This is a genomic window from Amycolatopsis sp. cmx-11-12, from assembly GCF_046269425.1.
GTDB lineage: Bacteria > Actinomycetota > Actinomycetes > Mycobacteriales > Pseudonocardiaceae > Amycolatopsis.
Genome location: NZ_JADNQM010000012.1, coordinates 88,379 through 111,459, shown reverse-complemented (window position 1 = coordinate 111,459; position 23,081 = coordinate 88,379). Strand labels below are relative to the sequence as shown.

The following is a 23,081-nucleotide window of genomic DNA, read 5'->3' as shown; positions in this document are numbered from 1 at the left end:
CAGGGCGTGAGCGAGCAGACCCCTGATCCCGAAACGACCGGCGCCACCGGCGTCGGACTGGCCACCGTCACGACCGACGGCACGGTGCTGGACACCTGGTTCCCGCTGCCCAAGCTGACCGAGAGCGCCGAGGGCGAGCCCGGCACGGTGCGGCTGACCGCCGAAGAGGTCACCGAGGCCCTCGGCGAGGCGGCCGCCGCCCAGCTCGGGCCGGACACCGACCGCGGTGTCGAGGTCGTCGCGGTCCGCACGACCATCGCCAGGCTCGCCGACGCCCCCGGCGACACGCACGACGTCTACCTGCGCCTTCACCTGTTGTCGCACCGCATGATCCGGCCGCACGGCGCGAGCCTGGACGGCATCTTCGGCCTGTTGGCGAACGTCGTGTGGACCAGCCACGGGCCGTGCCCCGTCGAGGGCTTCGAGGCGACCAGGCTGCGGCTGCGGGCACGCGGCGAAGTCACCGTCTACGGCGTGGACAAGTTCCCGCGGATGGTCGACTACGTCGTGCCCACCGGCGTCCGCATCGCCGACGCCGACCGCGCCCGCCTCGGCGCACACCTGGCCAACGGCACCACGGTCATGCACGAGGGCTTCATCAACTTCAACGCCGGCACGCTCGGCGCCTCCATGGTCGAAGGCCGGATCTCGGCGGGCGTCGTGGTCGGCGACGGCTCCGACGTCGGCGGCGGCGCGTCGATCATGGGCACGCTGTCCGGTGGCGGCAAGGAGACCATTTCGATCGGCGAGCGCTGCCTGATCGGCGCCAACGGCGGCGTCGGCATCTCGCTCGGCGACGACTCCGTCGTCGAAGCCGGCCTGTACGTCACGGCGGGCACGAAGGTGAGCTTCGAGGGCAAGGTCGTGAAGGCGATGGAGCTGTCCGGCATCTCGGGTGCGGTTTTCCGGCGGAATTCCGGGACCGGCGCCGTCGAGGTCGTCGCGCGCACCGGCGTCGGGATCGAGCTGAACGCGGCCCTGCACGCCAACTGACCTGCCGGAGCTACCGCTTGGGTCTCCCGGGTGTCGCGAAAGCCACTTTCGCGACGTCTGATGTCTCGAAAGTGGCTTTCGCGACATCCTCGGCAGCATGAAAAGAGAGCAAGGGACCTTTGCTGTCACTCTCCCCCGGAGAGCGATAGCAAAGGTCCCTTGCTTCTCTCACGGCCTGGACCACCTTGCCGGTTCACCTAGAATTCATCTTGTGACAGCCGAGACCCTGCCGCGTAAGAACGCCCCTTCGACCACTCCGGCCGCGCTCGGACTCGGCGACCGTCCCGCGAAAGCCGGGCCGGACGATCCGGCGGCCACCCACGTCCGGGTCAAACTCGACGTCGAGATCCGCGCGCTCCTCGCGCACGAACCTGGCACCAAATCCGGCGCCGACCCCGAGGACCTGCACCAGATGCGGGTAGCCTTGCGCCGGATGCGCAGTGTCCTCAAGCTGTCGGGCCGCCTCGTCGGCCCGGACGCCGAACCGGTGCGCGCCGAACTCGGATGGCTCGGCCAGTCGCTCGGCGACGTCCGCGACTTCGACGTCCTGATCGGGCATCTCCGCGAGGTCGTCGCCGAGTTCGAGGTGCGCGACCAGCCCGCCGCACGCCGTCTGGTCTCGATGTTCGTCACCGAACGCGGGGTCGCGAAGCGGCGGCTCACCCGCGCGCTCGCCAGCCCCCGGTACGCCTCGATGTTGCAGGGCATCGGCCGTCTCGCCCGGCAGCCCGCGGCCGAAGAGCCCACCTCCGAGGCCCCGCTCACCTCGGCCGATCTCGTCGCCGGGCTCGCGAAGCCGCATCGAAAGCTCGCGAAGGCCGTGAAGGCGCTTCCCTCCAATCCCCCGGATGACGACCTTCACGCGCTTCGCATCTACGGCAAGAAGCTGCGCTACGCCGCCGAGATGGCCAAGCCAGCCGCGAAGAAGAAGCAGGCGGCGAGGATCCAGCGGCTGATCAAGGCGACGAAGGACCTTCAGACCGTTCTCGGCGACCACCAGGACGCGTGTATCGCCGCTGATCGCATGCGCGAAGCCTTAAACTCTAGCGATGTCGAGCTCGCGTTCATCGCGGGCCGGGTCGCGGAGAAGGAACTGCTGCGCCGCGCCGAGGTCCGTGCCGTATGGCGCGACGTCTGGGCCGAGGTCGACGCGGCCGCTCAGGCAGTGAGCCCGCGAATGTAGCCGTCCGGGCGGATCGACACTCGCCGTCCGTTCTCGGCCTCGTACGCGGCGAAGGCGTGCCCGCCGACGTCCTCGAAGTCCCCATCGGACAGTGCGCTGCCCGCGGGCAGGATCCGGCGCGCGTCTTCGGGGGCGGGACCGTCGCCGAAGACCAGCACCGTCGCCTGCGGACCGCGCAGCAGCTCGAACAGCCGGACGGGTTTGCCGTTCGCGTCCACCAGCGGCGCGTCCGGCGCGCGGTCGCCAGGCCGGATCCGGCCGGAGGACTCGGGCGCGAGCGGGCCACCGCGGTACCCGATGTCGAGCTGGCGGGTGTTCTCGCCGCGCTCAAGGGCGTCGTCCGCCCCCTCGGTGTACTTCTCGAGCAGCTCGGTGCTGATCTTCAGCACCCGCGCGGCGACCCCTCGCCGCTCCGGCTCGTAGCTGTCGAGCAGCTCGCGTGCCCCGTCGGCGAGCTTCCAGCCCAGGTTGTACGCGTCCTGCACGCCGGTGTTGAGCCCCTGCCCGCCAGTGGGCGGATGGGCGTGCGCGGCGTCGCCGGCGAGGAACACACGGCCGTCCCGGAACCGCTCGGCGAGCCGGATGTTCGGCCGCCACACCGTGGACCACGCCAGATCGTGCAGCCGGACGCCGCCGCCGGACAGCTCGTCGAGCCGGGCCTGCAACGTGTCCAGCGACGCCTCGACCTCGCCCTCCCCCAGCTGCGCGCCGAACTGGAAGTGCGGGACGCCGGGCAGCGGTGTGAGCACGATCCCCGACATCGGATCCTCGGGTTTCGCGAACCAGTGCCCGTACGCGCGATCGAGCCCGTCGGCCTGGACGTCGCCCAGCAGCATGCGGATCGCTTCGTCGGTGGTGCCCTCGAAGGCGATGCCGAGCGCCTTGCGCACGAAACTCTTCCCGCCGTCCGCGCCGACGAGGTAGTCGACCCGGACCCGCTCGCCGGGCAGTTCGGCGGTCACCCCGTCGGCGTCCTGTTCGAAGCCGATCAGCGGAGTGCCGAGCTCGACGTGGACACCGAACTCGGCGAGCCGATCGCGCAGGATCCCCTCGGTCCGGGACTGGCCGAGGAACCAGCCGTTCGGATACGGCACGGCCGGCGTCGGCTCGACGAGTTCGGCCATCATCCGCTCGCCGACGACCTCGCCGCCAAGGTGGATCCGCAGGGGCACCGGCGCCTGACCCGCCGCCAGCACCGCGTCCAGTACGCCGAGGTCTTCGAAGACCTCCAGCGTGCGCGGCTGGATGCCGTCGCCGCGCGAGCCCTCGAAGAACGTCTCGGCCTTCTCCACGATCCGCACGCCGACACCGCGGCGCGCGAGATCGATGGCCAGCGTGAGCCCGGTCGGCCCGGCTCCCGCGATCAAGACTTCGGTCATCTCTCCTCCAGTGAATTATGATTCAGTGAATCTGGATTCAGCATGACCGTTGCTAGCCTTCCGTGTCAAGGAGGTGCCGATGACGGCGACGAGTCGCAAGGAGAAGGCGGCGGAGACCGAGGCCGCGCTCAAGGACGCGGCGAAGCGCGTCTTCGCGGCGAAGGGGTATCTGAACACCAAGATCACCGACATCACGGCGGAGGCCGGACGCGCGGCGGGATCGTTCTACAACCACTTCGCGAGCAAGGAAGAGCTGCTCGAAGCGCTCCTCGCGGACCTCGCGGCGGCGAGCGACGTCAACGCGGCCTCGCCGGAACACAAAGCCGACTTCACCGACCCGGACGCGGTGCGCTGGCACGTCCGCGAGTACTGGAACTTCCATCGGGACAACGCCGCGACGATGCTGGCGCTGCGTCAGGCCGCGATGGTCAACGACGACTTCGCGCGCACTTTCGCGCGGTTCGGCGCCGATCAGGCGGCGGACATCCTCGACCACCTCGGGTACATCACCGCGGCGGGGATGAAACTGCCCGCGTCGGAACGGCTTTCGCTCGCGATGATGGTCGAACTCGTCAACGCTTTCGCGCACACGTGGCTGCTCGACCCGGCATCCGCCTCCGAGGAGGAAGCCGTCGAGGCGCTCACGCGGTTCGTCTACCGGGGCTTCACGGGTCGCGACGTGGGCTGAAAGTCCCTGTCACCGCTTCCACGCGTGTTATGAACGGGACTTTCATTGCAAAATTTGCAATGAAAGTCCCGTTCATAACACAAGCTAAGCGAGTCGCTCCGCAGCGGTCTCGATCCGCTCATCCGTGGCCGTAAGGGCGATCCGCACGTGCCTGTCGCCCGTCGGCCCATAGAACGTCCCCGGCGCGGCGAGGATGCCCCGCTCGGCCAGCCAGTCGACCGTGTCGAGCGCGGATTCCCCGCGCGTGGACCACAGATACAACCCCGCCTCGGAGTGCGAGATCTCAAAACCGCTGTCCAGCAACGCCTTCCGCAGCACCAGACGACGGCGCGCGTAACGCTCCCGTTGCACGGCAAGCGCTTCGTCGTCCTTCAGCGCGGCGACCATGGCCTCCTGCACCGGCCGCGGCATGATCAGCCCGGAGTGCTTGCGGATCTCCAGCAGCCCGGCGACGAGCTTCGGATCGCCGGTGACGAACCCGGCCCGGTAGCTCGCGAGGTTCGCGGACTTCGACAGCGAGTGGACGGCCAGCAGACCGTCGAGCGAGCCGCCGTGCACGGACGGGTGCAGGATCGACACGGGCTCGCTTTCCCAGCCCAGCGCCAGATAACACTCGTCGGAGACCACGACGACGTCGCGTTCCCGCGCCCATTCGACGACTTTGCGCAGGTGCTCGACACCGAGCACGCGCCCGGTCGGGTTGGACGGCGAGTTCAGCCACAGCATCGACGGCCGCTGCGGACCGACCGCGAAAGTGCTGTCCGCGCGTAGCAGCGAAGCACCCGTCAGCAGCACGCCGACCTCGTAGGTCGGGTACGCCACTTCGGGGATGACGATGAGGTCACCAGGGCCGAAGCCCAGCTGACGAGGCAGCGAGGCGACCAGTTCCTTCGAACCGATCGTCGGCAGCACGGCCGCTTCAGGGACTCCCTCGACACCGTGACGCCGCGCGAGCGCGTCGATCGCGGCCGCCCTCAGCTCCGGCGTCCCGTGCGTGGTCGGGTACCCCGGGATCTCCGACACGGACGCGAGCGCCGCGCGGATGCTCTCGGGGACCGGATCCACCGGCGTGCCGATCGACAGGTCGACGATGCCACCGGGATACGCCTGGGCCTTCGCCTTGGCTTCGACGAGGGAGTCCCAGGGAAAATCAGGAAGAGCGACCCGGCTCATTCGCCCTGCGGGGGAAGAGCCTTGATGAAGGCGGGGTCGTGGCTGGTCTTGCCGACCTTCGAGGCGCCACCGGGCGAGCCGAGTTCGTCGAAGAAGTCGACGTTGGCCTTGGTGTAGTCGTTCCACTCGTCGGGGACGTCGTCCTCGTAGTAGATCGCCTCGACGGGGCAGACCGGCTCGCAGGCACCGCAGTCGACGCATTCGTCCGGGTGGATGTACAGCATGCGGTCACCCTCGTAGATGCAATCCACGGGGCACTCGTCGATACACGCCTTGTCGAGCAAGTCGACGCAGGGCTCGGCGATCACGTAGGTCACTGCGCACTCCTGCTTTATCTCTGCTTCACCAGTCTGCAACGGACATTACGCGCCCACAGGCGCGACCGGCCCGCTTAGGCCACCCTTATCCGTACCCCGGGTATGGGCCGTCAGCGATCCTTCCGGCGAGGCGGCGGAGTGGCCCTGCTGTCCCCCGTGATGACGAACTTCGGCGCGGCGGGTTTCGCCTTTTCGACGTCCGCCTCCTCGACGGCCTTCTCCGAGCCCAGGGCCCGGTTGAAGCCGTCGGAGATCTCGCGGACCAGGTCCTCGTTGTGCCGGTCGTCCTTGCGCGCGATGCTCATCGGGTTCCTCCCACTGCCTTCCTTGGCACAATCTAACCGTGAACAGTGCGGAAATGCTCGAGCTCACCTGCAGCCAGGCCTGGACGCCCCTGCTCGAGAGCCGGATCGGCGACTGGAGGCTGCGCTGGGCGGACGGGTTCACCGCCAGGGCGAACAGTGCCCTGGCGATCGGTGACCCGGGAAAACCGCTGCCAGACGCCTTGAAACAGGTCTGTGACTTCGCCCACGATCATGCCATCCCGCCGGTCGTCCAGGTGATCCAGAACACGTCCATCGAGGACGCCATCGAAGCCTGCGGCTGGGTCCACTATGTGGAACACCGTCCCGCGCACGAGGTGCGCCTGATGACCGGGCCGCTCTCGCGCGGGACCTCGGCGGGAGCGGTGATCCTCGACGAGCCGACGCCCGGATGGTGGGAGATGACGGCGGGCGGAGCGGAGCCCGCGGAGGCGCCGCGGCATGTCCTCGGCACCGGCAAGGTCGGTTTCGGGGTGGTCGAGCTGGACGGCGTCACGGCCGGGGCGGTGCGCGGCGCGATCGTCGGCGAGTGGCTGCACGTCGCCCGTTTGGCGGTCCGGCCGGAGTTCCGGCGGCGGGGGCTGGCGCGTGACCTGATGAACGCGGTGGGTGCCTGGGGCGCCGCTCAGGGCGCGACGGGCATGCTGCTTCAGGTCGCGGTGGCGAACTCCGGCGCGCTGAAGCTGTACGAGAACCTGGGCTGTACGGAGCACCACAGGTACCGCTACTGGGCCCCCGGTCCGGACGCGTGCGAGGATCGCCTGTCGTGAAGGTCGTCATTTTGGTCGGTGGAGTGGGCGGGGCCCGCTTCCTGCTGGGGCTCAAGCAAGCACTGGGTCTGCCCGCGGTCGGTTCCGCGCCGGATTCACCACACGAGGTGACCGCGCTGGTGAACACCGGGGACGACGTGTGGATGCATGGTCTGCGCATCTGCCCGGACCTGGACACCTGCATGTACACCCTCGGCGGGGGGATCGACTCCGAACGCGGCTGGGGGCACTCGGGCGAGACTTGGACGGTCAAGGAGGAACTCGCCGAGTACGGCGCCGAGCCGACCTGGTTCGGCCTGGGCGACAAGGACATCGCGACGCATCTGATCCGTTCGCGGATGCTGCGCGCGGGCTATCCGCTCTCGCAGGTCACCGAGGCGCTGTGCGACCGCTGGCAGCCGGGCGTGCGCCTGCTGCCGATGTCGGACGACCGGGTCGAAACGCATGTCGTGATCGACGATCCCGAAGATCCGGACCAGCGCAAGGCGATCCACTTCCAGGAGTGGTGGGTGCGGTATCGCGCCGAGCCGAAGGCGCATTCGATCATCGCCGTCGGCGCGGACGAGGCCAAGCCGGCGCCGGGCGTGCTCGAAGCGATCGCGGCCGCCGACATCGTGCTGTTCGCGCCCTCCAACCCGGTGGTGTCGGTGGGCACGACCCTCGGCGTCCCGGGGATCCGTGACGCGCTGCGGAAGACGCGTGCCAAGGTCATCGGGATCTCGCCGATCATCGGCGGGAAGGCGTTGCGCGGCATGGCCGACGCGTGCCTGAGCGCGATCGGCGTGGAGACCTCGGCCGGGGCCGTCGGGCGGCATTACGGTTCCCGCAAGGAATCCACGGAAGGTGTGCTCGACGGCTGGCTGGTCGCCGAGGGTGAGACCGTCGACGTGCCGGGCGTCGCCGTCCGCGACGTTCCCCTGCTGATGTCCGATGTGGACAAGACCGCGGCGATGGCGCTCGCGGCCTTCGAGCTGGCCGGAGTTTCTGTTGAGTGACCACGCCTCTTCGAAGATCGAGATCCTGCCGGTCGAAGGACTGCCGGAGTTCCGCCCCGGTGACGACCTGACCGGCGCGATCGTCAAGGCGGTCCCCTGGCTGCGTTCGGGCGACGTCCTGGTCGTGACGAGCAAGATCGTCTCCAAGGCCGAAGGCATGCTGATCCGAGTTCCGGCCGATCCCGAAGAGCGTGACGCCGCCCGGCGCAAACTCGTCGAGGACGAGTCCGTCCGCGTGATCGCACGGATCAACCGGACGGTGATCACCGAGAACAAACTCGGCATCGTGCAGGCGGCGTCCGGCGTGGACGCGTCGAACGTGGCCTCCGGTGAGGTCGCGCTGCTGCCGACGGATCCGGACGCCTCCGCGCTCGCGCTGCGCAACGGGCTGCGCGAGCGGATGGGCGTCGAGGTCGCGGTCGTGGTCACCGACACCATGGGCCGCGCGTGGCGCGTCGGGCAGACCGACGCCGCGATCGGCTCGTCCGGGCTGCGGGTGCTGCACGCGTACGCGGGCGAGGTCGACAGCCAGGGCAACGAACTCGCGGTCACCGAGGTGGCGATCGCCGACGAACTCGCCGCCGCGGCGGATCTGGTCAAGGGCAAACTCGGCGGGACACCCGTCGCCGTCGTGCGCGGGCTTCGGCTGACCGACGACGGTTCCACCGCCCGCAAGCTGATCCGGCCGATCGAAGAAGACCTGTTCCGGCTCGGTACCAACGAAGCCATCGCGCAGGGACGGCGGGAAGCGGTGCTCGCGCGGCGTTCGATCCGGTCGTTCACCGACGAGCCGGTCGATCCCGAGGTGCTGCGCCGGGCCGTCTCGACGGCGCTGACCGCGCCCGCGCCGCACCACACGAAGCCGGTGCGGTTCGTGTGGCTGCGAGAGGAAGGCTTGCGCCGCAAGCTACTCGACTCGATGAAGGCGTCATGGCAGGCCGATCTCGAAGCCGACGACTTCACCGCCGAGCAGGTCGCGAAACGCCTCAGCCGCGGCAACATCCTGTACGACGCTCCCGAGGTCGTGGTGCCGTTCCTCGTCGCCGAGGGCGCGCACACCTACCGCGACGATCGTCGGAATGCCTGCGAGCACACGATGTTCACCGTCGCCGGTGGCGCGGCGGTGCAGGGTCTGCTGGTCGCGCTCGCCGCCGAAAACCTCGGCTCGTGCTGGATCGGGTCGACCATCTTCGCCGCGGACATCGTGCGTGAGGTGCTCGGCCTGGACGCGCGCTGGGAGCCGCTCGGCGCGGTCGCGATCGGACACCCCGCCACCCTGCCGCCCGCTCGCGGCGTGAGCGAACCCGGAGAAGGACTTCTCGAACTGTGACCCTCCACGCTGACGTTGTGTCCACTTTGTCCGGTTGGCGACCAGTGGACGCCGCTCAGGAATCCTTGCGCCAGGCCTATCTCGGCTTCCTCGCCGCCCGCGACGACGTCTGCCGCCGCGAATGCGCGGCCGGGCACATCACCGCGTCGGCCGTACTTCTGGACGCCGACGCGGAAAACGTCCTCCTCACCCTGCATCCGCGAGTCGGACGCTGGTTGCAGCTCGGCGGGCATTGCGAACCGGGTGACGCGACGCTCGCCGACGCGGCTTTGCGTGAGGCGCGGGAGGAATCGGGCATCGAGGAGCTGGTGATCGACCCGGTTCCGGTGCATCTCGACGTCCACCCCATCACCTGCTCGCTCGGTGTGCCGACAAGGCATTTCGACGTGCGTTTCGTCGTGCGCGCACCCCGGGGCGCCCAGCCCGTACAAAGCGACGAATCGGACGATCTTCGCTGGTGGCCGGTGAATTCTCTCCCTCAGGGGTCGGAAGATCTCGCCGAACTGGTGGAAGCGGCCATCCCGGCGTCACTCGGCCGTTAGGGTGTCGGCTGACGTTCAAGGGGGAATGATGCTGACGACGCTGACGCCATACCTGGACCGGGTCCGGGTCCACAGCAGCGGTGACGGTGACGGCTTCGGCTGGTTTCTGCTGATCCTGGCGATCATCATCGTCATCATCGTGATCGTGGTGATCATCGTGAAGGTCAACCAGGCGAAGAAGCCGCCGATGACCTTCCCGCAGAACCCGAACTTCGGCGGTGGCGGCCCGGCTCCGGGCTTCCCGCCCGCCCCGCAGGGCAACTGGCAGCAGCAGCCCGGTTTCCCGCCGCCTCACCCCGGTTATGGCCAGGCGCCCGGCTTCCCGCCGCCTCCGGCCCCGGCTCCGGCGGGTTTCGCGCCGCCGCCCGCGGGCTTCGCGCCACCGCCCACGGGCTTCGCGCCACCGCCCGCGGGTTTCGCGCCGCCGCCCGGCGCCCCGGGACACAACCCGTTCGCCATGTCGCAGCCTCCGATGTCCCAGCCTCCGATGCAGCAGCCCGGTTTTCCGCCGCCTCCTCCGCAGGCCGGTCCGCCGGTCGACGGCAGCGCGGACCGCACGCAGGTCGTCTCCCCGCAGCAGCAGGCGAACACCGGAGCCGACCGTACCCAGGTCGTCTCGCCCGCGGGTGGCGGCGACCGGACACAGGTCGTGCCCGGTAGCGCGGGTGACGCCACCCAGGTCGTCCCGCCCCGCCAGTAGCCACGGCATTTCCAGCAGGGAGAAACCGCATGGTCAGGGTCGACCCGAACTCCTCGGTCCCACCCTTCGAACAGGTGCGCACCGCCTACGCGGCGCGGATCAACGACGGCTCGCTGCCCGTCGGGGCGAAACTCCCGACCGTGCGGAAGCTGGCCGAGGATCTCGGTATCGCCCCGAACACCGTCGCGAAGGCCTACCGCGAACTCGAAGAAGCGGGACTGATCGAGACCCGAGGCCGCGCGGGCACTTTCGTCAGCGCCGTCGGCGACGAGACCCGCGAACGAGCGAGGCGAGCAGCTGCCGACTACGCCACGCTGACCAGGAAACTGGGCCTCGACCGCGACGAGGCGAAGGCGATCGTCGACGCTGCCCTCGGCTGATCTTCTCGATCAAGACGCACGACAAAGCCGAAGCCGCCGCAGCAGCGGCGACGGGCGTCCGGTTAGCCTCAAGGCATGGTCTTCCTTCTGATACTCGTGGTCGGCTTCCTCATCTTGGCCGGGATCGGGGTCGGCGTCTTCTTCCTGGTGAAGTCGAACACCAAGCAGCCACCCGCCCTCCCCTACCACCAGTACCCGCAGCAGCAGCCGCAGTACCCGAGCCAGCAGCAGAACTACCCGCCGCAGGGCTGGGGAAGCTGAGTCACATCGCGCGGTAGTCGCGCAGTTCGATCTTCGGCCCGAACCGCGGACGGCGGAACCCGGCCGTCGACAGGTAGCGCACCGCGCGCTGCCGCTGCGGCGAATACGGCGCCAGCACCTCGGACATCCCGGCGTCGTCGAGTTTCGTGCCGACGAGCGCGTGCCCGACCATCGACGGGATGTTGTAGTCGCCGAAGCTCACCGCGTCCGGGTCACCCCAGGCGCGCTGCGCGATCTCCGCGGCGGTCCACACGCCGATGCCGGGCACCTTCCGCAGCCAAGCCCGGCCCTCGACGCCCTTCAGCTCGACGGCTTTCTCCAGCCGAGGCGCGGCGCGGGCCGCGGCGATCAGCGTCGTCCGCCGTTTCAGGTCCACCCCGGCGCGATGCCATTTCCAGTCCACAATGGACCGGATGGCGACGGGCGTCGGCGGCACCCGCAACCGTGCCGGTGACGGCCCCGGCGCGGTTTCCCCGAACCAGCGGCACAGTTCGCCCCACGACCGCAGCGCCTCACCGCTGGTCACCTTCTGTTCCAACACGGCGAGCACCAGCGCGTCCCACACCCGGCCGGTCGAACCGAGACGCAGTCCCGGATTCCGGCGCCGCGCCGACGCGATGACGTCGTGGTGCGCCACGAATTCGGAGTCGTCGTCGTGCGCGCCCAGCATTGCCGGGACGCCGTCGAGCAGCCTGTCCGCGCCGGGCCCCCAGGCCTCCGCCTCGATCTCGCCGTCCGCGCGCCGCAGCAGCGCGAGCGTGCCGGCGCCGTCCGCGGTGTTGGCGGCCAGCCAGGTGACCCCGCTCTCGGTGCGGGCGAGGTTGGGCGACCGCGACCCACGACTCAGCGGACCCAGCACCGTGTCCAGGTCGAGTTCGAAGGCGGGTCGGAACAGCACACGGTGAAACTACCCGGCACTCGGCTAGGGTTGTCCGAGCCACCCGATCCGTAAGCCGATGGAGGACACCGACGATGACCGAGCGACCGGCGAAGGCCTCGATCGTCAGCGGGTACTTCAACCCGCTCCACCAGGGCCACCTCGACCTGTTCGAGGACGCGCAAGCGCGGTCCGGCTACCTGATCGTCATCGTCAACAACGATCACCAGCAAGTGCTCAAAAAGGGCAGGGTGATCCAGACCGAGGACATCCGGGCCCGTATCGTCCGCGCGCTGCGCATCGTCGACGACGTGTACATCGCCGTCGAGCAGGGGCCGGGAATCAACGAATCGTTCGATCTGATCCGGGCGGCGTACCCGGACACGGAACTCGAGTTCTGCAACGGCGGAGACCGGCGCAGCGTCGACGAGCTTCCGGCCGACGAGATCGAGGCGGGGGCCCGCAACGACATCGCGTTGCTCTACGGCATCGGCGGCACGGACAAGGCCGACTCCAGCACCCGGATCCTGTCGGACATGGAAGCCTGAGTCCGTTGAGGCCGGCCAGGTGCCTGCCGAGAATTGTCGGAAGACGTTTGCGGGTCTGCTGACGGCAGCCGCTCCTAGGGCCTACCCTAGACATCACACAGTCGGCCCTGAACCCAGAGGGCCCCAGGTCAGTCGGGAGGCCTAGGGGATGGACCCCCGTGCTCGGGCGGACGCCTTGCTCGCACGCGCCAGCGCGCGTGGAGCCTTCGTCGTGACACCGGACAACGCGACGTCGCCGATGGACTCCGCGAACACCCAGCAGATCCCCCGATCGGTGGTCGCCGAGATCGACCGGTCGTCGGACCCGGACACGACCACGCAGCTACCGGCCTCGCTGATCGCGGAGAACGATCACCCGCTGGCGGGGCCCGAACCGACCACCCGGCTGGACCTGCCGCCGGTGCGGGGCGAAGGCTCGACACAGCCGCAGCCGTACCCGCGCCGTCCCGGTATGCAGCCGACCAGGCCTCTGCCGCAGGCGACGACCCCACTCACCCGGCGGCCGCCCGCCGCGCCGGTGCAGAGCCCCCTGATCGAGCAGCCGGAGCCGGACACCCTCGAGAACGAGGTCGGTGGCCTGGTGCCGACCGTGAAGCAGAACCCTTCGGGACGTTCGAACCTTTCGCGACGTCTGGACGGCATCTAGCCCCTACGCGAGTGTTATGAACGGTCCGTTCATTGCAAATTTTGTTATGAACGGACCGTTCATAACACTGGGACCACCTCAGGAAGCCCGGATCACCCGATCGATCTCCTGGATCGCCGCGCCTCCCCCGTAGGTGTGGTTCGATAGCATCGCGACGTCCAGTCCCTCGCCCGGATAGTGCCGCGCGAGCGAGCAGACACCGGCGTTGCCGCCGTCCTTGTAGTAGTTCCACACCGAACCGTCCTGCTCCAGGACGAATTCGAGACCGAAGCCGTACCAGACGCCCTTGCTGTGCAGCACCTGCGGCGTGAGGAACTCCTTCGTGCGCTCAGGAGACAGGAGCCGTTCTTCGCGGATCGCCCGCAGGAACAGGACGAGGTCGCCGACAGTGCAGTACGCACCCCCATCGGGTGAACCGATCGGCGGGTAGCTGAAGATGTTCTGCTTCCAGCCTGTGACCAGCTCGCCATCGAAGATCTCGTCCCAGCCTTCGGCGACCCTCGGCTGCGGATCGCGCCGGTCGAAGAAACCCGACTCGGTCATCCCCGCGCGGTCGAGCACGGTCTCCTGGACGTGTTCGCGATAAGGCCCGCCGACGACCGCCTCGATCACCAGACCGGCGAGGACATACCCCGAGTTGCAGTACCGGCAGCCTTCGCCGGGCGCGAAATTCGGTGCCCGGTAAGCGAAATTGGGCAGATGGTCGCGGGTATTCACGACCGAGTACACCGGTTTGTCGACCCACAGCGCCTCGTAGCTCTCGCCCGCCTCTTCGTCGGCGTCGTCGGCGATGCCGGAACTGTGCGTGAGCAGGTGCCGCGTGGTCGCCTCGGTCGCGATCGCCGTTCCGGTGAGATCGATGATCTCGCCGATGGGGCGGTCCAGGTCGAGGCGTCCCTTCTCGACCAGTTGCAGTGCTGCGATCGCGGTGACGACCTTGGTGATCGACGCGGTGTCGTACCGGATGTCCGGCGCGTTCGGCACCGACCAGCGCCGGCTGGCCAGGCCGTATCCGCGTTCGAACAGCGTCTCGTCGCCGCGGCGGATCAGCACCACGCCGGAGAAGCGGTCCTCCCCGGCACGTTCGGTCAACCAGGCGTCCAGCTCGGCGAAATCCATGCACCGACGGTAACGACGGCGGGTTCGCGAGTCGCGCGAGTTCCGTTGACCGGAACGGCTACTTCTTGCGGGTCTCCAGCTTGAGCCGCAGCGCGAGACCGGCCTTCACCGCGAGCATGACCGGCTTCCACAGGAGGCCGGGGTGACGGTCCGAGAGGTAGCGGTAGGCGCTGTCGTGGTGCGCGCGCAGCATCTTCTCCGAAGCCTGCGAAGTCGAATGCCCGCCGATGTGCATGACACTGGACGAAGGCGCGTACACGTTCAGCCAGCCCGCGCGGGACAGCCGCTCACCGAGGTCGACGTCCTCGAAGTACATGAAGTAACGCGTGTCGAATCCGTCGACCGAGTCGAAAGCCTCACGGCGGAACAGCTGGCAGGACCCGGAAAGCCAACCCGCCGTGCGCTCGACGGGGGTGCCGGTCTCCTGGCGGTACTGGCGCGTCCACGGGTTGCCCGGCCAGATCTTGCCGAACGCCGCGTGCCCGATCCCCCGGCCGAACGACGGCAGCAGGCGAGCCGACGGGTAGACGGTCCCGTCGAGGTCGTGGATCAGCGGCCCGAAAGCGCCCCCGCGCGGCCAGCGCCCGGCGACCTCCAGCAGCGCGTCGAGCGAACCGGGTTCCCATTCGAGGTCCGGGTTCACCACGACGATCCAGCCGTAGCTGTCGTCCAGCGCCGCGACACCGCGGTTGGCGGCCGTGCCGTAACCGACGTTCTCGCCGATGCTGACCAGCTTGACGTTGTCCCGCAGGGCGGCCTTCTCGGGCGCGCCGTCCGTGGAGTCGTTGTCGGCGACGACGACCTGGACGTCCCGGTCCGTCGCCTTCTCGAGCGTGTCGAGGAACTTCTCGAGGGTTTCGCCGGGGAAGTACGTCACGGTCACGACGGCGAGCCCGTCGCCGTAGCTGGGGTGCTCAGTCACGCGGCCATTGTCCACCCGTCACCGAACGCGACTCCGGCCCCCACCCCCGCGGAGTCGGCGATAGCAAAGGTCCCCTGCTCCCTCATGCCTGCCCGAGGCAGTACATGAAGGCCCCCTTCATGTACCTCAGCGCCCTGAAGGACCCCATCCTGTACTTGGGGCCCGCTGCGCCTGCCGGTGCCAAGCCTTCGCGTAAGCCTCCCGGTGACGCTCCGCGGTCGTCGCCCACGAGAATTCCTTCGCCCGCCGCTGCGCGGCTTCGGCCAGCTCCGCCCGCCGCGACGGGTCATCGAGCAGTTCCGAAATGGCCGCGGCGACGTCCCCGGCGCCGACACCGCAATAGGCGACCGCGTCCCCGCCGACCTCCGGCAGCGAAAGCCGCCGTGTCGTGAGCACGCTCGCGCCGCACGCCATCGCCTCCAGTACCGGCAGCCCGAACCCCTCGCCGAGGCTCGGGTAGGCGACCAGTTCGGAGCCGCCGAGGAAACCGGCGAGCGTGTCGAACGGCAGATATCCGGCGCGGATCACCCGCAGCCGGTGCGGCACGGCGTCCAGCGCCCGCTCGACCTGCGAATCCCAGCCCGGCTGACCGGCCAGCACCAGCGCCGGCGGGTTCGGCCTGCCGATCACGGCGTGCGCGAAGCCGCGGATCAGCGCGGGCACGTTCTTGCGCGGTTCGAGCGCGCCGAGGAAGGCGACGTATGGTGTCTTCCCGAGTCCGACGGCCTTTCGCGCGGCTTCGATCTCGGCGGGCGAAGGCGGATGAAATCGATCCGGTTCGACGCCGTGGTGGATGATCTCCAGCTCGGCTGTCCGTACCTGACCGACGCGCTCCAGTTCGGCCGCCGTCGCGATGCTCGGCACGACGCACAGCGTCGCGCGCCGAAGCGCCGTCGCGGTCCAGGCGCGGAAGAAGCGCGCCTTCACCGAAGAGTGCAGGATCGCGTCGGTGAAGAAGGTCGCGTCGTGCAGCGTCACCACCGAAGCGGCCGGGCTGGCCAGCGGCATCGTGTAGTGCGGCGAGTGGACGACGTCGGCGGCGAGCCGACGGACCAGCCGGGGCAACGTCGCCTGCTCCCAGGTCAGCCGCGCGGTCCGGGTCGAAGTCGACGGCGAGGTGGGCACGATCCGCGCCCCGGGCGCCAGCCGGTCGTACAGCACCGCGTCCCGCGGCTGGCAGACGACCGTGATCCGCGCGCCGTCCGTGTCCAGCGCCGCGACCAGCGAATCCACGTAGCGACCGACGCCACCCCTGTCCGCCGGGACGGCTGTCGCGTCGATCAGCACGCGAGGGTCATCGGTCACCCTCGCAGAGTACGACGGCACCACGCCCCAGTGGTGGGGAACCGACAAACTAACGACGCAGGTGAAGGGCCCAAACAGCGGAAGCGGCACGCCGCCAGGTGAAGTCACTCGAACGGCTGAGACCGCTGTCACGCAGCGCTGCCGCTCGCTCCGGATGGTCGAAGACATCACGCAGGGCATCGGCAAGCGCTTGCGCGTCACCCACCGGTACGACGACGCCCGCTCCCCCGGCGACCTCGACCAGAGCCGGGACGGCCGAGTGCACCACCGGCACCCCCGCCGCCATCGCCTCGATCAGCGGCAGCCCGAACCCCTCCGCCCGGCTCGGCATCGCCAGCACGGACGCGCCCCGCAGCGCGAACGCCAGTTCCGCGTCGCTCACCTTCCCCAGCAGCCGGACGTCCGCGCCGTGCTCGCGCGCCAGCCCCATCGGGTCGATCCCGCCCCAGCCCGGCTGCCCGGCCAGCACCAGCGGCACTCCGATCCGGCCGACGGCGTCGATCAGCACGTCGACGCCCTTGCGCGGCTCGATCGTCCCGATCGCCAGCACGTAGCGCTCGGGCAGCGCGACCTCGGCGAACTCGGTATGCGGCCGCACCCCGTGCGGAATCACGCTGAGCGGCACCGAGACCGGCACCAGCCCCGCGAGTTCGTCCGCGATCGCTCGCGTCGGCACGGTCAGCGCGGTCGCGCGCGACGCGGCCCGCGCGATCATCGCCTTGTGCCACGAGACTCCGCGCGGCGTCAGCGTCTCGGGATGCGTCCACGGCACGGTGTCGTGCACCGCGACCGACAGCGTCCGCCCCTTCGGCACGCGGGCGGGCGCGAGCGGTGTCGGCGCGTGGACCGCGTCGCCGCCCGGCCACCACGGCAGGCCCAGCTGCCAGGCCGCGATCAGCGCCCGGGGCGGGACGGGCAGCATCCGCGGCCCCTCGACCCCGTCGACGACAGCGGCGTCGACGTCGGCATGCCGCGCGACCACACTCGACACCGTCCAACCCGGTGGTGCGGTCTCGGCGAGCGCCCGCAGCAGCTCGCCGGTGTAGCGGCCGGTCCCGCCGGGGACGGGCGCCAGCAGCTGCTCGGCGAGCACGACCAGTTCGGGCATGGTCTCTATTCTCTCTGGCATGACCGCCGCCGAGCCCAGCACCACCGTCGTCGTGGTCACCTGGCGCGGCGCCGCGCACATCACCGATTGTCTCGACGCCCTCGCGGCGCAATCCCGTCCGCACCGCACCCTGGTCGTCGACAACGCCTCCGACGACGGAACGGCCGCGCTCCTCGCCGCCCACCCGTCGAAGCCCGAGGTGCTCCGGCTGCGGCGCAACACCGGTTACGCGGGTGCCATGGCCGCCGCACTGGACAAAGTGGACACTCCGCTGATGGCGTGGCTGAACGACGACGCCGCGCCCACCCCGGAATGGCTCGCGAACTGCGAAGACACCCTCGCGAAAGCCCCGCTCGCCGCGGCCGTGAGTGCCCGGCTGACGCTGGCCGACGGGACCGTCCAGTCCACCGGCGTCCGCCTGACCGCCGACGGCCACGGCGCCGACCTGCCGGAACCCACCGGCGAGGTCTTCGGCTTCTGCGGGGGCGCGGCCGTGCTGAACGTCGAGGCGCTCCGCTCCGTCGGCGGCGTCCCGGCCTCCTACTTCTGCTACTACGAGGACACCGACACCGCGTGGCGCCTGCGGCTCGCGGGCTGGGACGTCGTCAGTGCCGACGCCGAGGTCACCCACCAGCATGGCGCGAGCACTCAGCCCGGTTCGGTCCAGTTCCACCTGTGGAATGAACGCAATCGCCTGCTGACCCTCCTCCGGTGTGCTCCACGCCCGGTAGCGATCCGCCAGATGGTGAAGTTCGCCGCGCTCACCGCGGTACTTCCTCTCCGGGGGAAACCAACCGCGCCGAACTTCCGTCTCAGCGTCCGGTGTCGCGTGCTGGGCGCCGTCGCTGCCCGCCTGCCGCGCACGCTGTTCGAGCGGCGGGCCATCGGGCGGCGGACGGCACTCGGCCGAGGCGCGGTCTGGGACGCGTGGGCCGGGCTTTAAGCTTGGGCCATTCGAGTAGCAGGGAGTACGACTTTGGCGCAGGCGGAAACGCAACCGGTCGTCTCGGTGATCGTGGTGAACTATCGCGGGGCCGCCGACACCGTCACCTGCCTGCGCGCACTGGCTGAACACGATTACCCGAACCTCGAGGTCATCTGCGTCGACAACGCCTCCGGCGGCACCGACGTGGCCGAGATCAAGGCGGCGGCCCCGGGCGTCAAGCTCGTCGAGTCGCCGGTGAACTCCGGCTTCGCGGGCGGCTGCAACCTCGGCGCGAAGCACGCCACCGGCACCGTCCTCGCCTTCCTCAACAACGACGCCCGCCCGGCGCCCGGCTGGGTCGGCACGGCCGTCGCGGAACTCCGCGCGCAGCCGACGGTCGCCGCGGTGGCCAGCAAGGTCCTCGACTGGGACGGCACCGGCACCGATTTCGTCGACGCGGGCCTGACCTGGTTCGGCATGGGCTACAAGCGGCACGCGGGCAGCCCCCTGGCCGACGTCCCGGCCGCCGAACACGAGATCGCCAAGGACGTCCTGTTCGCGACCGGTTCGGCGATGTTCGTCCGCGCCGGGGTGTTCGCCGAACTCGGCGGATTCGACGAGCGGTTCTTCATGTTCTACGAGGACGTCGATCTCGGCTGGCGGCTGAACCTGCGCGGCTGGCGCGTGCGGTACGTGCCGGAATCGCTGACCTACCACAAGCACCACGCCACCATGTCCACAGTGGACGCTCCGGACTCCGGCCGCGAGACGTTCTTGCTGGAGCGCAACGCTTTGGCCGCGCTGTACAAGAACCTCTCCGACGAGACACTGTCGCGAGCGCTGCCTGCCGCGCTGGCACTGGCCGTCCGACGGGCGACCGCGCGCGGTGACCTCGACGCCACACAGTTCGACCTCGCCAAGGGCGTCGGGCCGGCCGAAACCGGTCCGGTCGAGGTACCGCGGACGACGTTGGCCGGCGTGCTGGCGATCGACCAATTCGTCGAACTACTGCCGTCGCTCGCCGAGTCTCGCGCCGCCGAGCAGGCCGCCCGCGTCCGTACCGACGCCGACCTGCTTCCCTTGTTGCGCAAGGCTTTGGAGCCCGCTTACCCGCTGCCGCGCTACCTCGCGGCGCACGACATCCTGGTCGAGACCTTCGGTATCGACGCGCTCTTCGGACAGCGCCGCAAGGTACTGGTGATCACCGGCGACGCGATCACCGAGCGGATGGCGGGCCCGGCGATCCGCGCGTGGAACATGTCCGCGACCCTCGCCGCCGAACACGACGTCCATCTGGTGACGGTCAACCCCCTCGCCGACCCGCCGCCCGCGCCGTTCCAGGTCAGCGCGGCGACCCGGCGCGAGCTGGAAGCCCCGATCGCCTGGGCCGACATCATCGTCCTGCAAGGCCACGTGCTGGAACTCGCGCCTTCGCTCAAAAAGCAGTACGCGCACAAGATCGTGGTCGCGGATCTGTACGACCCGATGCACCTGGAACTGCTCGAACAGGGCAAGGGCGTCCCCGACGACAAACGCGCCCTCGACCTCATCGGCGTCACCAAGGTCCTCGACGCGCAACTGGAACGCGGCGACTTCTTCCTGTGCGCGTCGGAACGTCAGCGGCACTTCTGGCTCGGGCACCTCGCCGCGATGGGCAGGCTCTCGCCGCGGCTGTACGACGCCGACCCGACCACCCAGTCGCTGCTCTCGATCGTCCCGTTCGGCCTGCCCCCCAACGCACCGGTCCGCACCGGCCCCGGCCTCCGGTCCACTTTGGACGGAATCGGCGAGACCGATCACGTCGTGCTGTGGGCGGGCGGGGTCTACAGCTGGTTCGACCCGCTCACCCTGGTCCGCGCGATCGAGCGGCTGCGACAGCGCCGCGGCGACGTCCGACTGGTGTTCCTCGGGATGAAGCATCCCAATCCCGAGGTCACCGAGATGGACATCGGCGCGCGGACGATGCTGCTGTCCGACACGCTCGGGCTCACCGGCAAGCACGTGTTCTTCAACCAGCAGTGGGTGCCGTACGAGGAGCGCCAGAACTGGCTGCTGGACGCGAATTGCGGCGTCACCACGCACTACGAGCACGTCGAGACGACGTTCGCGTTCCGCACCCGGGTGCTGGACTACCTGTGGGCCGGGCTCCCGATCGTCACCACCGACGGCGACTCGTTCGCCGACCTGGTCCGTGAGGAACGGCTCGGCGTCGTCGTCCCGGCCGAGGACGTGGACGCGCTGGCCGACGCGCTGGAAAAGGCGTTGTACGACGAGGAGTTCGCGGCGGGCTGCGTCGAGCGGATGGCCGCCGTCGCCCAGCGATACGCCTGGCCGGAAGCACTGAAACCGTTGGTGGAGTTCTGCCGGAACCCGCGGCCCGCCGCGGACCGGCTGCCCGGTTCGGAAGACCTCGTGGTCACCGCGCCGGTGCGGGGCAAGGAAATGCTGCGCCGCGACGTCGACCTGATCCGCGAGTACCTCGCCGACGGCGGACCGAAGGAACTCGTGCGGCGCGTCGGCGGCCGCGTGGTCAAGGTCGCCAAGCAGAGGCTCGGCCGTGGCTGACCGCCCTTTGCGCGTCCTGCTCGACGGGACCCCGCTTCTCGGTGCTAGGACGGGTATCGGCCGGTACACGGTCGCACTGTCCGAAGAGCTGGCCTCGATGTCCGAAGTGGACACTCGTGCGGTCGCGTTCACGTTGCGCGGCTGGCGGCGGCTGCGGCACGTGCTCCCGCACGGCGTCCGTGCCCGGGGAATGCCCGTGGCGGCGCGGTTGCTGCGCAAAGCCTGGCTGCATTCGCAACTGCCGCCGGTGGAACTGTTCGCCGGGCCGACGGACGTCGTGCACGGCACCAACTTCGTCCTGCCTGGCCGGTTCCGTGCGGCAGGTGTGGTGACGATCCACGATCTGGCCTTTCTGAACGCTCCCGAGGAACTCGCGCCGAGCGATCACGAACTCCCGCGGCTGGTCCGCCGGGGAGCCCGGCTCTCCGACGTGATCTGCACACCGACCAACGCCGTCGCCGACCAGATCGCCGAACGGCTCGACGTCGACCGCCGCAAGATCGTGGTTACCCCGCTCGGCGTCAACCCGGCCTGGTTCACCGCGCGCCCGCCGGACAAGGAACGCCGCCAGGAACTCGGCCTTCCGGACAAGTATCTGCTCTTCGCCGGCGCGCCCGGGCCCCGCAAGGGCCTTCACTGGCTCCAGCAGGCACACGAGGCCGCGCCGGACCTGCCGGAACTGGTGTTCGTCGGCCCCGGCACGTTCTCGGTGAGCTCACGTTCGCGGCATGTCGGTTACCTGTCGGACGTAAACCTCCGGCGGGTCGTCGCCGGGGCGAGCGCGCTGGTGCTGCCGTCGCGCGACGAGGGTTTCGGGCTCCCGGTGCTGGAAGCGATGGCGTCGGACGTTCCCGTGGTGTGCACGGACATCCCGGCGCTGCGCGAGGTCGCGGGGAACTGCGCGAGCCTGGTCCCCTACGAGGATGTCGACGGTCTCGTGGAGGCCCTGCGGATCGCCGTCAGCGACCCGCACGCCGTCGCCACCTCGGCCGCGCGCCGCGCCCACGTCGCGAACTTCACCTGGCGCGCGTGCGCCGAACTCACCGTCGCCGCCTACCGCCAAGCGAGCACCAAGCACTAGACCGCCCGCGTTTCGTCCTCTAGTTGCGGTACTTGCGTGCGCAACTACCGCAACTAGAGGACGAAACGCGACGGGGTCAGGAAGCGAAGTAGGCCTTCAGCGCATCGGACCAGTCCCGAAGGGGCGTCAGGCCAGCCTCGCGCCACGAAGCGTTCGACAGCACCCCGTACACCGGACGCACCGCCGGACGCGGGAACTCCGACGTCGCACAAGGCTTCACCCGCGCCGGATCCGCGCCGAGTTCCGTGAAGATCGCGCGCGCGAATCCGCACCACGTCGTCGATCCGCCACCCGAGCAGTGCAGCAGCCGCTGCGACGGCCCTTGTCCGGAAGCGACCTTCCCGGCCAGTTCCAGCAGCCCGGCGGCGAGATCACGGGACCACGTCGGCGAACCGGTCTGATCGTCCACAACGGACAGTTCGTCGCGCTCCTTCTCCAGCCGCGCCATGGTCTTCACGAAGTTCGACCCGGTCTTGCTGTACACCCAGGACGTCCGCACGATCCAGGAACGGGCCCCCGACCCGAGAACGGCGTCCTCACCGGCCGCTTTCGTCCGGCCGTACGCGTTGAGCGGCCCCAGCAGGTCACCGGTCTCGTACGGCGAAGTCGCGTCGCCCGCGAAGACATAGTCCGTCGACACATGGATGAGCGGCACTCCGCGCGACGAGCACGCCGCGGCGAGCACCCGGGGGCCGTCGGCGTTCACCGCGAACGCCCGCTCCTCATCGGTTTCCGCCGCGTCCACCGCGGTGTAGGCCGCCGCGTTGATCACCACCGGCGACGTCCCGGCCGCGCGTGCGCGGTCCGCCAGTTCGGTCACCGCGGCGACGATCTGGCCGGTGTCGCGCACGTTCAGCTCCGCCGACGACGGTGTCGTGGCGTCCGGCACCAGCGCGGCGATGTCCTGCCCCAGCTGACCGGAGCCGCCCGGCACGAGAATGCTCAGCAACT

At 69.6% G+C, this 23,081-nt stretch carries 25 protein-coding genes; 15 read left to right on the top strand and 10 right to left on the bottom strand.

The window, feature by feature from the left end:
- Window positions 1-6: 6 nt before the first annotated feature.
- Window positions 7-993 (top strand): 2,3,4,5-tetrahydropyridine-2,6-dicarboxylate N-succinyltransferase, encoded by a 987-nt coding sequence (gene dapD / locus ACLARN_RS18820; protein WP_409492725.1) that lies wholly within the window; start codon window positions 7-9, stop codon window positions 991-993.
- A gap of 211 nt (window positions 994-1,204) precedes the next feature.
- On the top strand, window positions 1,205-2,176 hold the full coding sequence (locus ACLARN_RS18815; protein WP_409492724.1) for a CHAD domain-containing protein: 972 nt from the start codon (window positions 1,205-1,207) through the stop codon (window positions 2,174-2,176).
- On the opposite strand, the gene ACLARN_RS18810 is transcribed toward ACLARN_RS18815, so the two are convergent.
- Window positions 2,152-3,555 carry an FAD-dependent monooxygenase gene (locus tag ACLARN_RS18810; RefSeq protein ID WP_409492723.1) on the bottom strand — a complete coding sequence of 468 codons (1,404 nt, stop codon included), beginning with the start codon at window positions 3,553-3,555 and terminating at the stop codon, window positions 2,152-2,154. The two genes, ACLARN_RS18815 and ACLARN_RS18810, sit on opposite strands and share 25 nt — an antisense overlap.
- Before the next feature lie 79 nt (window positions 3,556-3,634).
- On the opposite strand from ACLARN_RS18810, the gene ACLARN_RS18805 reads away from it, so the two are divergent.
- Window positions 3,635-4,243, top strand: coding sequence for a TetR/AcrR family transcriptional regulator (locus ACLARN_RS18805; RefSeq protein WP_409492722.1), 609 nt, complete (start codon window positions 3,635-3,637; stop codon window positions 4,241-4,243).
- A gap of 84 nt (window positions 4,244-4,327) precedes the next feature.
- Here ACLARN_RS18805 and dapC read toward each other — a convergent pair whose 3' ends face one another.
- From dapC to ACLARN_RS18790, 3 genes are all read right to left on the bottom strand, one after another.
- Entirely contained in the window at window positions 4,328-5,416 is a 1,089-nt protein-coding gene (dapC, locus tag ACLARN_RS18800; protein ID WP_409492721.1) for a succinyldiaminopimelate transaminase, read from the bottom strand.
- Entirely contained in the window at window positions 5,413-5,733 is a 321-nt protein-coding gene (gene fdxA / locus ACLARN_RS18795; RefSeq protein ID WP_409492720.1) for a ferredoxin, read from the bottom strand. The genes dapC and fdxA overlap by 4 nt, the downstream gene beginning before the upstream one ends.
- A gap of 110 nt (window positions 5,734-5,843) precedes the next feature.
- Window positions 5,844-6,038: a hypothetical protein gene (locus ACLARN_RS18790; RefSeq protein ID WP_409492719.1), complete on the bottom strand. Its 195-nt coding sequence runs from the start codon at window positions 6,036-6,038 to the stop codon at window positions 5,844-5,846.
- Window positions 6,039-6,091: 53 nt separating this feature from the next.
- Between ACLARN_RS18790 and ACLARN_RS18785 the strand changes: the two genes are divergently transcribed.
- The 7 genes from ACLARN_RS18785 (at window position 6,092) to ACLARN_RS18755 (ending at window position 11,034) form a co-directional block, all read left to right on the top strand.
- On the top strand, window positions 6,092-6,826 hold the full coding sequence (locus ACLARN_RS18785) for a GNAT family N-acetyltransferase (protein WP_409492817.1): 735 nt from the start codon (window positions 6,092-6,094) through the stop codon (window positions 6,824-6,826).
- Window positions 6,823-7,821, top strand: coding sequence for a 2-phospho-L-lactate transferase (cofD, locus tag ACLARN_RS18780; RefSeq protein WP_409492718.1), 999 nt, complete (start codon window positions 6,823-6,825; stop codon window positions 7,819-7,821). Before ACLARN_RS18785 ends, cofD begins: the two co-directional genes overlap by 4 nt.
- Window positions 7,757-9,151 carry a coenzyme F420-0:L-glutamate ligase gene (locus ACLARN_RS18775; protein WP_409492717.1) on the top strand — a complete coding sequence of 465 codons (1,395 nt, stop codon included), beginning with the start codon at window positions 7,757-7,759 and terminating at the stop codon, window positions 9,149-9,151. Before cofD ends, ACLARN_RS18775 begins: the two co-directional genes overlap by 65 nt.
- The gene (locus tag ACLARN_RS18770; protein WP_409492716.1) at window positions 9,148-9,693 is read left to right on the top strand and encodes an NUDIX hydrolase; all 546 of its coding nucleotides are present in this window, start codon (window positions 9,148-9,150) and stop codon (window positions 9,691-9,693) included. Before ACLARN_RS18775 ends, ACLARN_RS18770 begins: the two co-directional genes overlap by 4 nt.
- Before the next feature lie 28 nt (window positions 9,694-9,721).
- Window positions 9,722-10,393, top strand: coding sequence for a hypothetical protein (locus ACLARN_RS18765; RefSeq protein ID WP_409492715.1), 672 nt, complete (start codon window positions 9,722-9,724; stop codon window positions 10,391-10,393).
- Window positions 10,394-10,422: 29 nt separating this feature from the next.
- Window positions 10,423-10,773 (top strand): GntR family transcriptional regulator, encoded by a 351-nt coding sequence (locus tag ACLARN_RS18760; protein ID WP_409492714.1) that lies wholly within the window; start codon window positions 10,423-10,425, stop codon window positions 10,771-10,773.
- Between the two features lie 75 nt (window positions 10,774-10,848).
- Entirely contained in the window at window positions 10,849-11,034 is a 186-nt protein-coding gene (locus ACLARN_RS18755; protein ID WP_409492713.1) for a hypothetical protein, read from the top strand.
- A gap of 1 nt (window position 11,035) precedes the next feature.
- Here the strand turns inward: ACLARN_RS18755 and ACLARN_RS18750 are convergent, their stop codons facing one another.
- The gene (locus ACLARN_RS18750; RefSeq protein WP_409492712.1) at window positions 11,036-11,932 is read right to left on the bottom strand and encodes a DNA-3-methyladenine glycosylase family protein; all 897 of its coding nucleotides are present in this window, start codon (window positions 11,930-11,932) and stop codon (window positions 11,036-11,038) included.
- A gap of 74 nt (window positions 11,933-12,006) precedes the next feature.
- Here ACLARN_RS18750 and ACLARN_RS18745 point away from each other — a divergent pair, with 74 nt between their 5' ends.
- Both ACLARN_RS18745 and ACLARN_RS18740 read left to right on the top strand, forming a co-directional pair.
- A complete protein-coding gene (locus ACLARN_RS18745) occupies window positions 12,007-12,459 on the top strand; it encodes an adenylyltransferase/cytidyltransferase family protein (protein WP_409492711.1) in 453 nt (150 codons plus the stop codon).
- 148 nt (window positions 12,460-12,607) lie between these two features.
- Window positions 12,608-13,105: a hypothetical protein gene (locus ACLARN_RS18740; protein WP_409492710.1), complete on the top strand. Its 498-nt coding sequence runs from the start codon at window positions 12,608-12,610 to the stop codon at window positions 13,103-13,105.
- Between the two features lie 78 nt (window positions 13,106-13,183).
- Here ACLARN_RS18740 and ACLARN_RS18735 read toward each other — a convergent pair whose 3' ends face one another.
- The 4 genes from ACLARN_RS18735 to ACLARN_RS18720 all read right to left on the bottom strand — a co-directional run bounded on the left by ACLARN_RS18735 (window position 13,184) and on the right by ACLARN_RS18720 (window position 17,559).
- Window positions 13,184-14,224, bottom strand: coding sequence for a serine hydrolase domain-containing protein (locus ACLARN_RS18735; RefSeq protein WP_409492709.1), 1,041 nt, complete (start codon window positions 14,222-14,224; stop codon window positions 13,184-13,186).
- Window positions 14,225-14,282: 58 nt separating this feature from the next.
- On the bottom strand, window positions 14,283-15,146 hold the full coding sequence (locus tag ACLARN_RS18730) for a glycosyltransferase family 2 protein (protein WP_409492708.1): 864 nt from the start codon (window positions 15,144-15,146) through the stop codon (window positions 14,283-14,285).
- Window positions 15,147-15,272: 126 nt separating this feature from the next.
- Window positions 15,273-16,433 (bottom strand): glycosyltransferase family 4 protein, encoded by a 1,161-nt coding sequence (locus tag ACLARN_RS18725; protein WP_409492816.1) that lies wholly within the window; start codon window positions 16,431-16,433, stop codon window positions 15,273-15,275.
- 67 nt (window positions 16,434-16,500) lie between these two features.
- Entirely contained in the window at window positions 16,501-17,559 is a 1,059-nt protein-coding gene (locus ACLARN_RS18720) for a glycosyltransferase family 4 protein (RefSeq protein ID WP_409492707.1), read from the bottom strand.
- Window positions 17,560-17,578: 19 nt separating this feature from the next.
- On the opposite strand from ACLARN_RS18720, the gene ACLARN_RS18715 reads away from it, so the two are divergent.
- The 3 genes from ACLARN_RS18715 to ACLARN_RS18705 are packed head-to-tail and all read left to right on the top strand — an operon-like array spanning window position 17,579 to window position 22,130.
- Window positions 17,579-18,502, top strand: a complete 924-nt coding sequence (locus ACLARN_RS18715; RefSeq protein ID WP_409492706.1) for a glycosyltransferase family 2 protein — start codon at window positions 17,579-17,581, stop codon at window positions 18,500-18,502.
- 33 nt (window positions 18,503-18,535) lie between these two features.
- Window positions 18,536-21,049, top strand: a complete 2,514-nt coding sequence (locus tag ACLARN_RS18710) for a glycosyltransferase (protein WP_409492705.1) — start codon at window positions 18,536-18,538, stop codon at window positions 21,047-21,049.
- Entirely contained in the window at window positions 21,042-22,130 is a 1,089-nt protein-coding gene (locus tag ACLARN_RS18705; RefSeq protein ID WP_409492704.1) for a glycosyltransferase family 4 protein, read from the top strand. Before ACLARN_RS18710 ends, ACLARN_RS18705 begins: the two co-directional genes overlap by 8 nt.
- A 76-nt stretch (window positions 22,131-22,206) precedes the next feature.
- Here the strand turns inward: ACLARN_RS18705 and rfbD are convergent, their stop codons facing one another.
- Window positions 22,207-23,079 (bottom strand): dTDP-4-dehydrorhamnose reductase, encoded by an 873-nt coding sequence (rfbD, locus tag ACLARN_RS18700; protein ID WP_409492703.1) that lies wholly within the window; start codon window positions 23,077-23,079, stop codon window positions 22,207-22,209.
- Window positions 23,080-23,081: the final 2 nt, after the last annotated feature.

Excerpts from the sequence above, each read along its gene's own strand:
- ACLARN_RS18810 (WP_409492723.1), bottom strand. The coding sequence starts at position 3,555 with ATGACCGAAGTCTTGATCGCGGGAGCCGGGCCGACCGGGCTCACGCTG.
- ACLARN_RS18805 (WP_409492722.1), top strand. The coding sequence starts at position 3,635 with ATGACGGCGACGAGTCGCAAGGAGAAGGCGGCGGAGACCGAGGCCGCG.
- dapC (WP_409492721.1), bottom strand. The coding sequence starts at position 5,416 with ATGAGCCGGGTCGCTCTTCCTGATTTTCCCTGGGACTCCCTCGTCGAA.
- ACLARN_RS18790 (WP_409492719.1), bottom strand. The coding sequence starts at position 6,038 with ATGAGCATCGCGCGCAAGGACGACCGGCACAACGAGGACCTGGTCCGC.
- ACLARN_RS18785 (WP_409492817.1), top strand. The coding sequence starts at position 6,092 with ATGCTCGAGCTCACCTGCAGCCAGGCCTGGACGCCCCTGCTCGAGAGC.
- ACLARN_RS18775 (WP_409492717.1), top strand. The coding sequence starts at position 7,757 with ATGTGGACAAGACCGCGGCGATGGCGCTCGCGGCCTTCGAGCTGGCCG.
- ACLARN_RS18765 (WP_409492715.1), top strand. The coding sequence starts at position 9,722 with ATGCTGACGACGCTGACGCCATACCTGGACCGGGTCCGGGTCCACAGC.
- ACLARN_RS18760 (WP_409492714.1), top strand. The coding sequence starts at position 10,423 with ATGGTCAGGGTCGACCCGAACTCCTCGGTCCCACCCTTCGAACAGGTG.
- ACLARN_RS18755 (WP_409492713.1), top strand. The coding sequence starts at position 10,849 with ATGGTCTTCCTTCTGATACTCGTGGTCGGCTTCCTCATCTTGGCCGGG.
- ACLARN_RS18745 (WP_409492711.1), top strand. The coding sequence starts at position 12,007 with ATGACCGAGCGACCGGCGAAGGCCTCGATCGTCAGCGGGTACTTCAAC.
- ACLARN_RS18740 (WP_409492710.1), top strand. The coding sequence starts at position 12,608 with ATGGACCCCCGTGCTCGGGCGGACGCCTTGCTCGCACGCGCCAGCGCG.
- ACLARN_RS18735 (WP_409492709.1), bottom strand. The coding sequence starts at position 14,224 with ATGGATTTCGCCGAGCTGGACGCCTGGTTGACCGAACGTGCCGGGGAG.
- ACLARN_RS18720 (WP_409492707.1), bottom strand. The coding sequence starts at position 17,559 with ATGCCCGAACTGGTCGTGCTCGCCGAGCAGCTGCTGGCGCCCGTCCCC.
- ACLARN_RS18715 (WP_409492706.1), top strand. The coding sequence starts at position 17,579 with ATGACCGCCGCCGAGCCCAGCACCACCGTCGTCGTGGTCACCTGGCGC.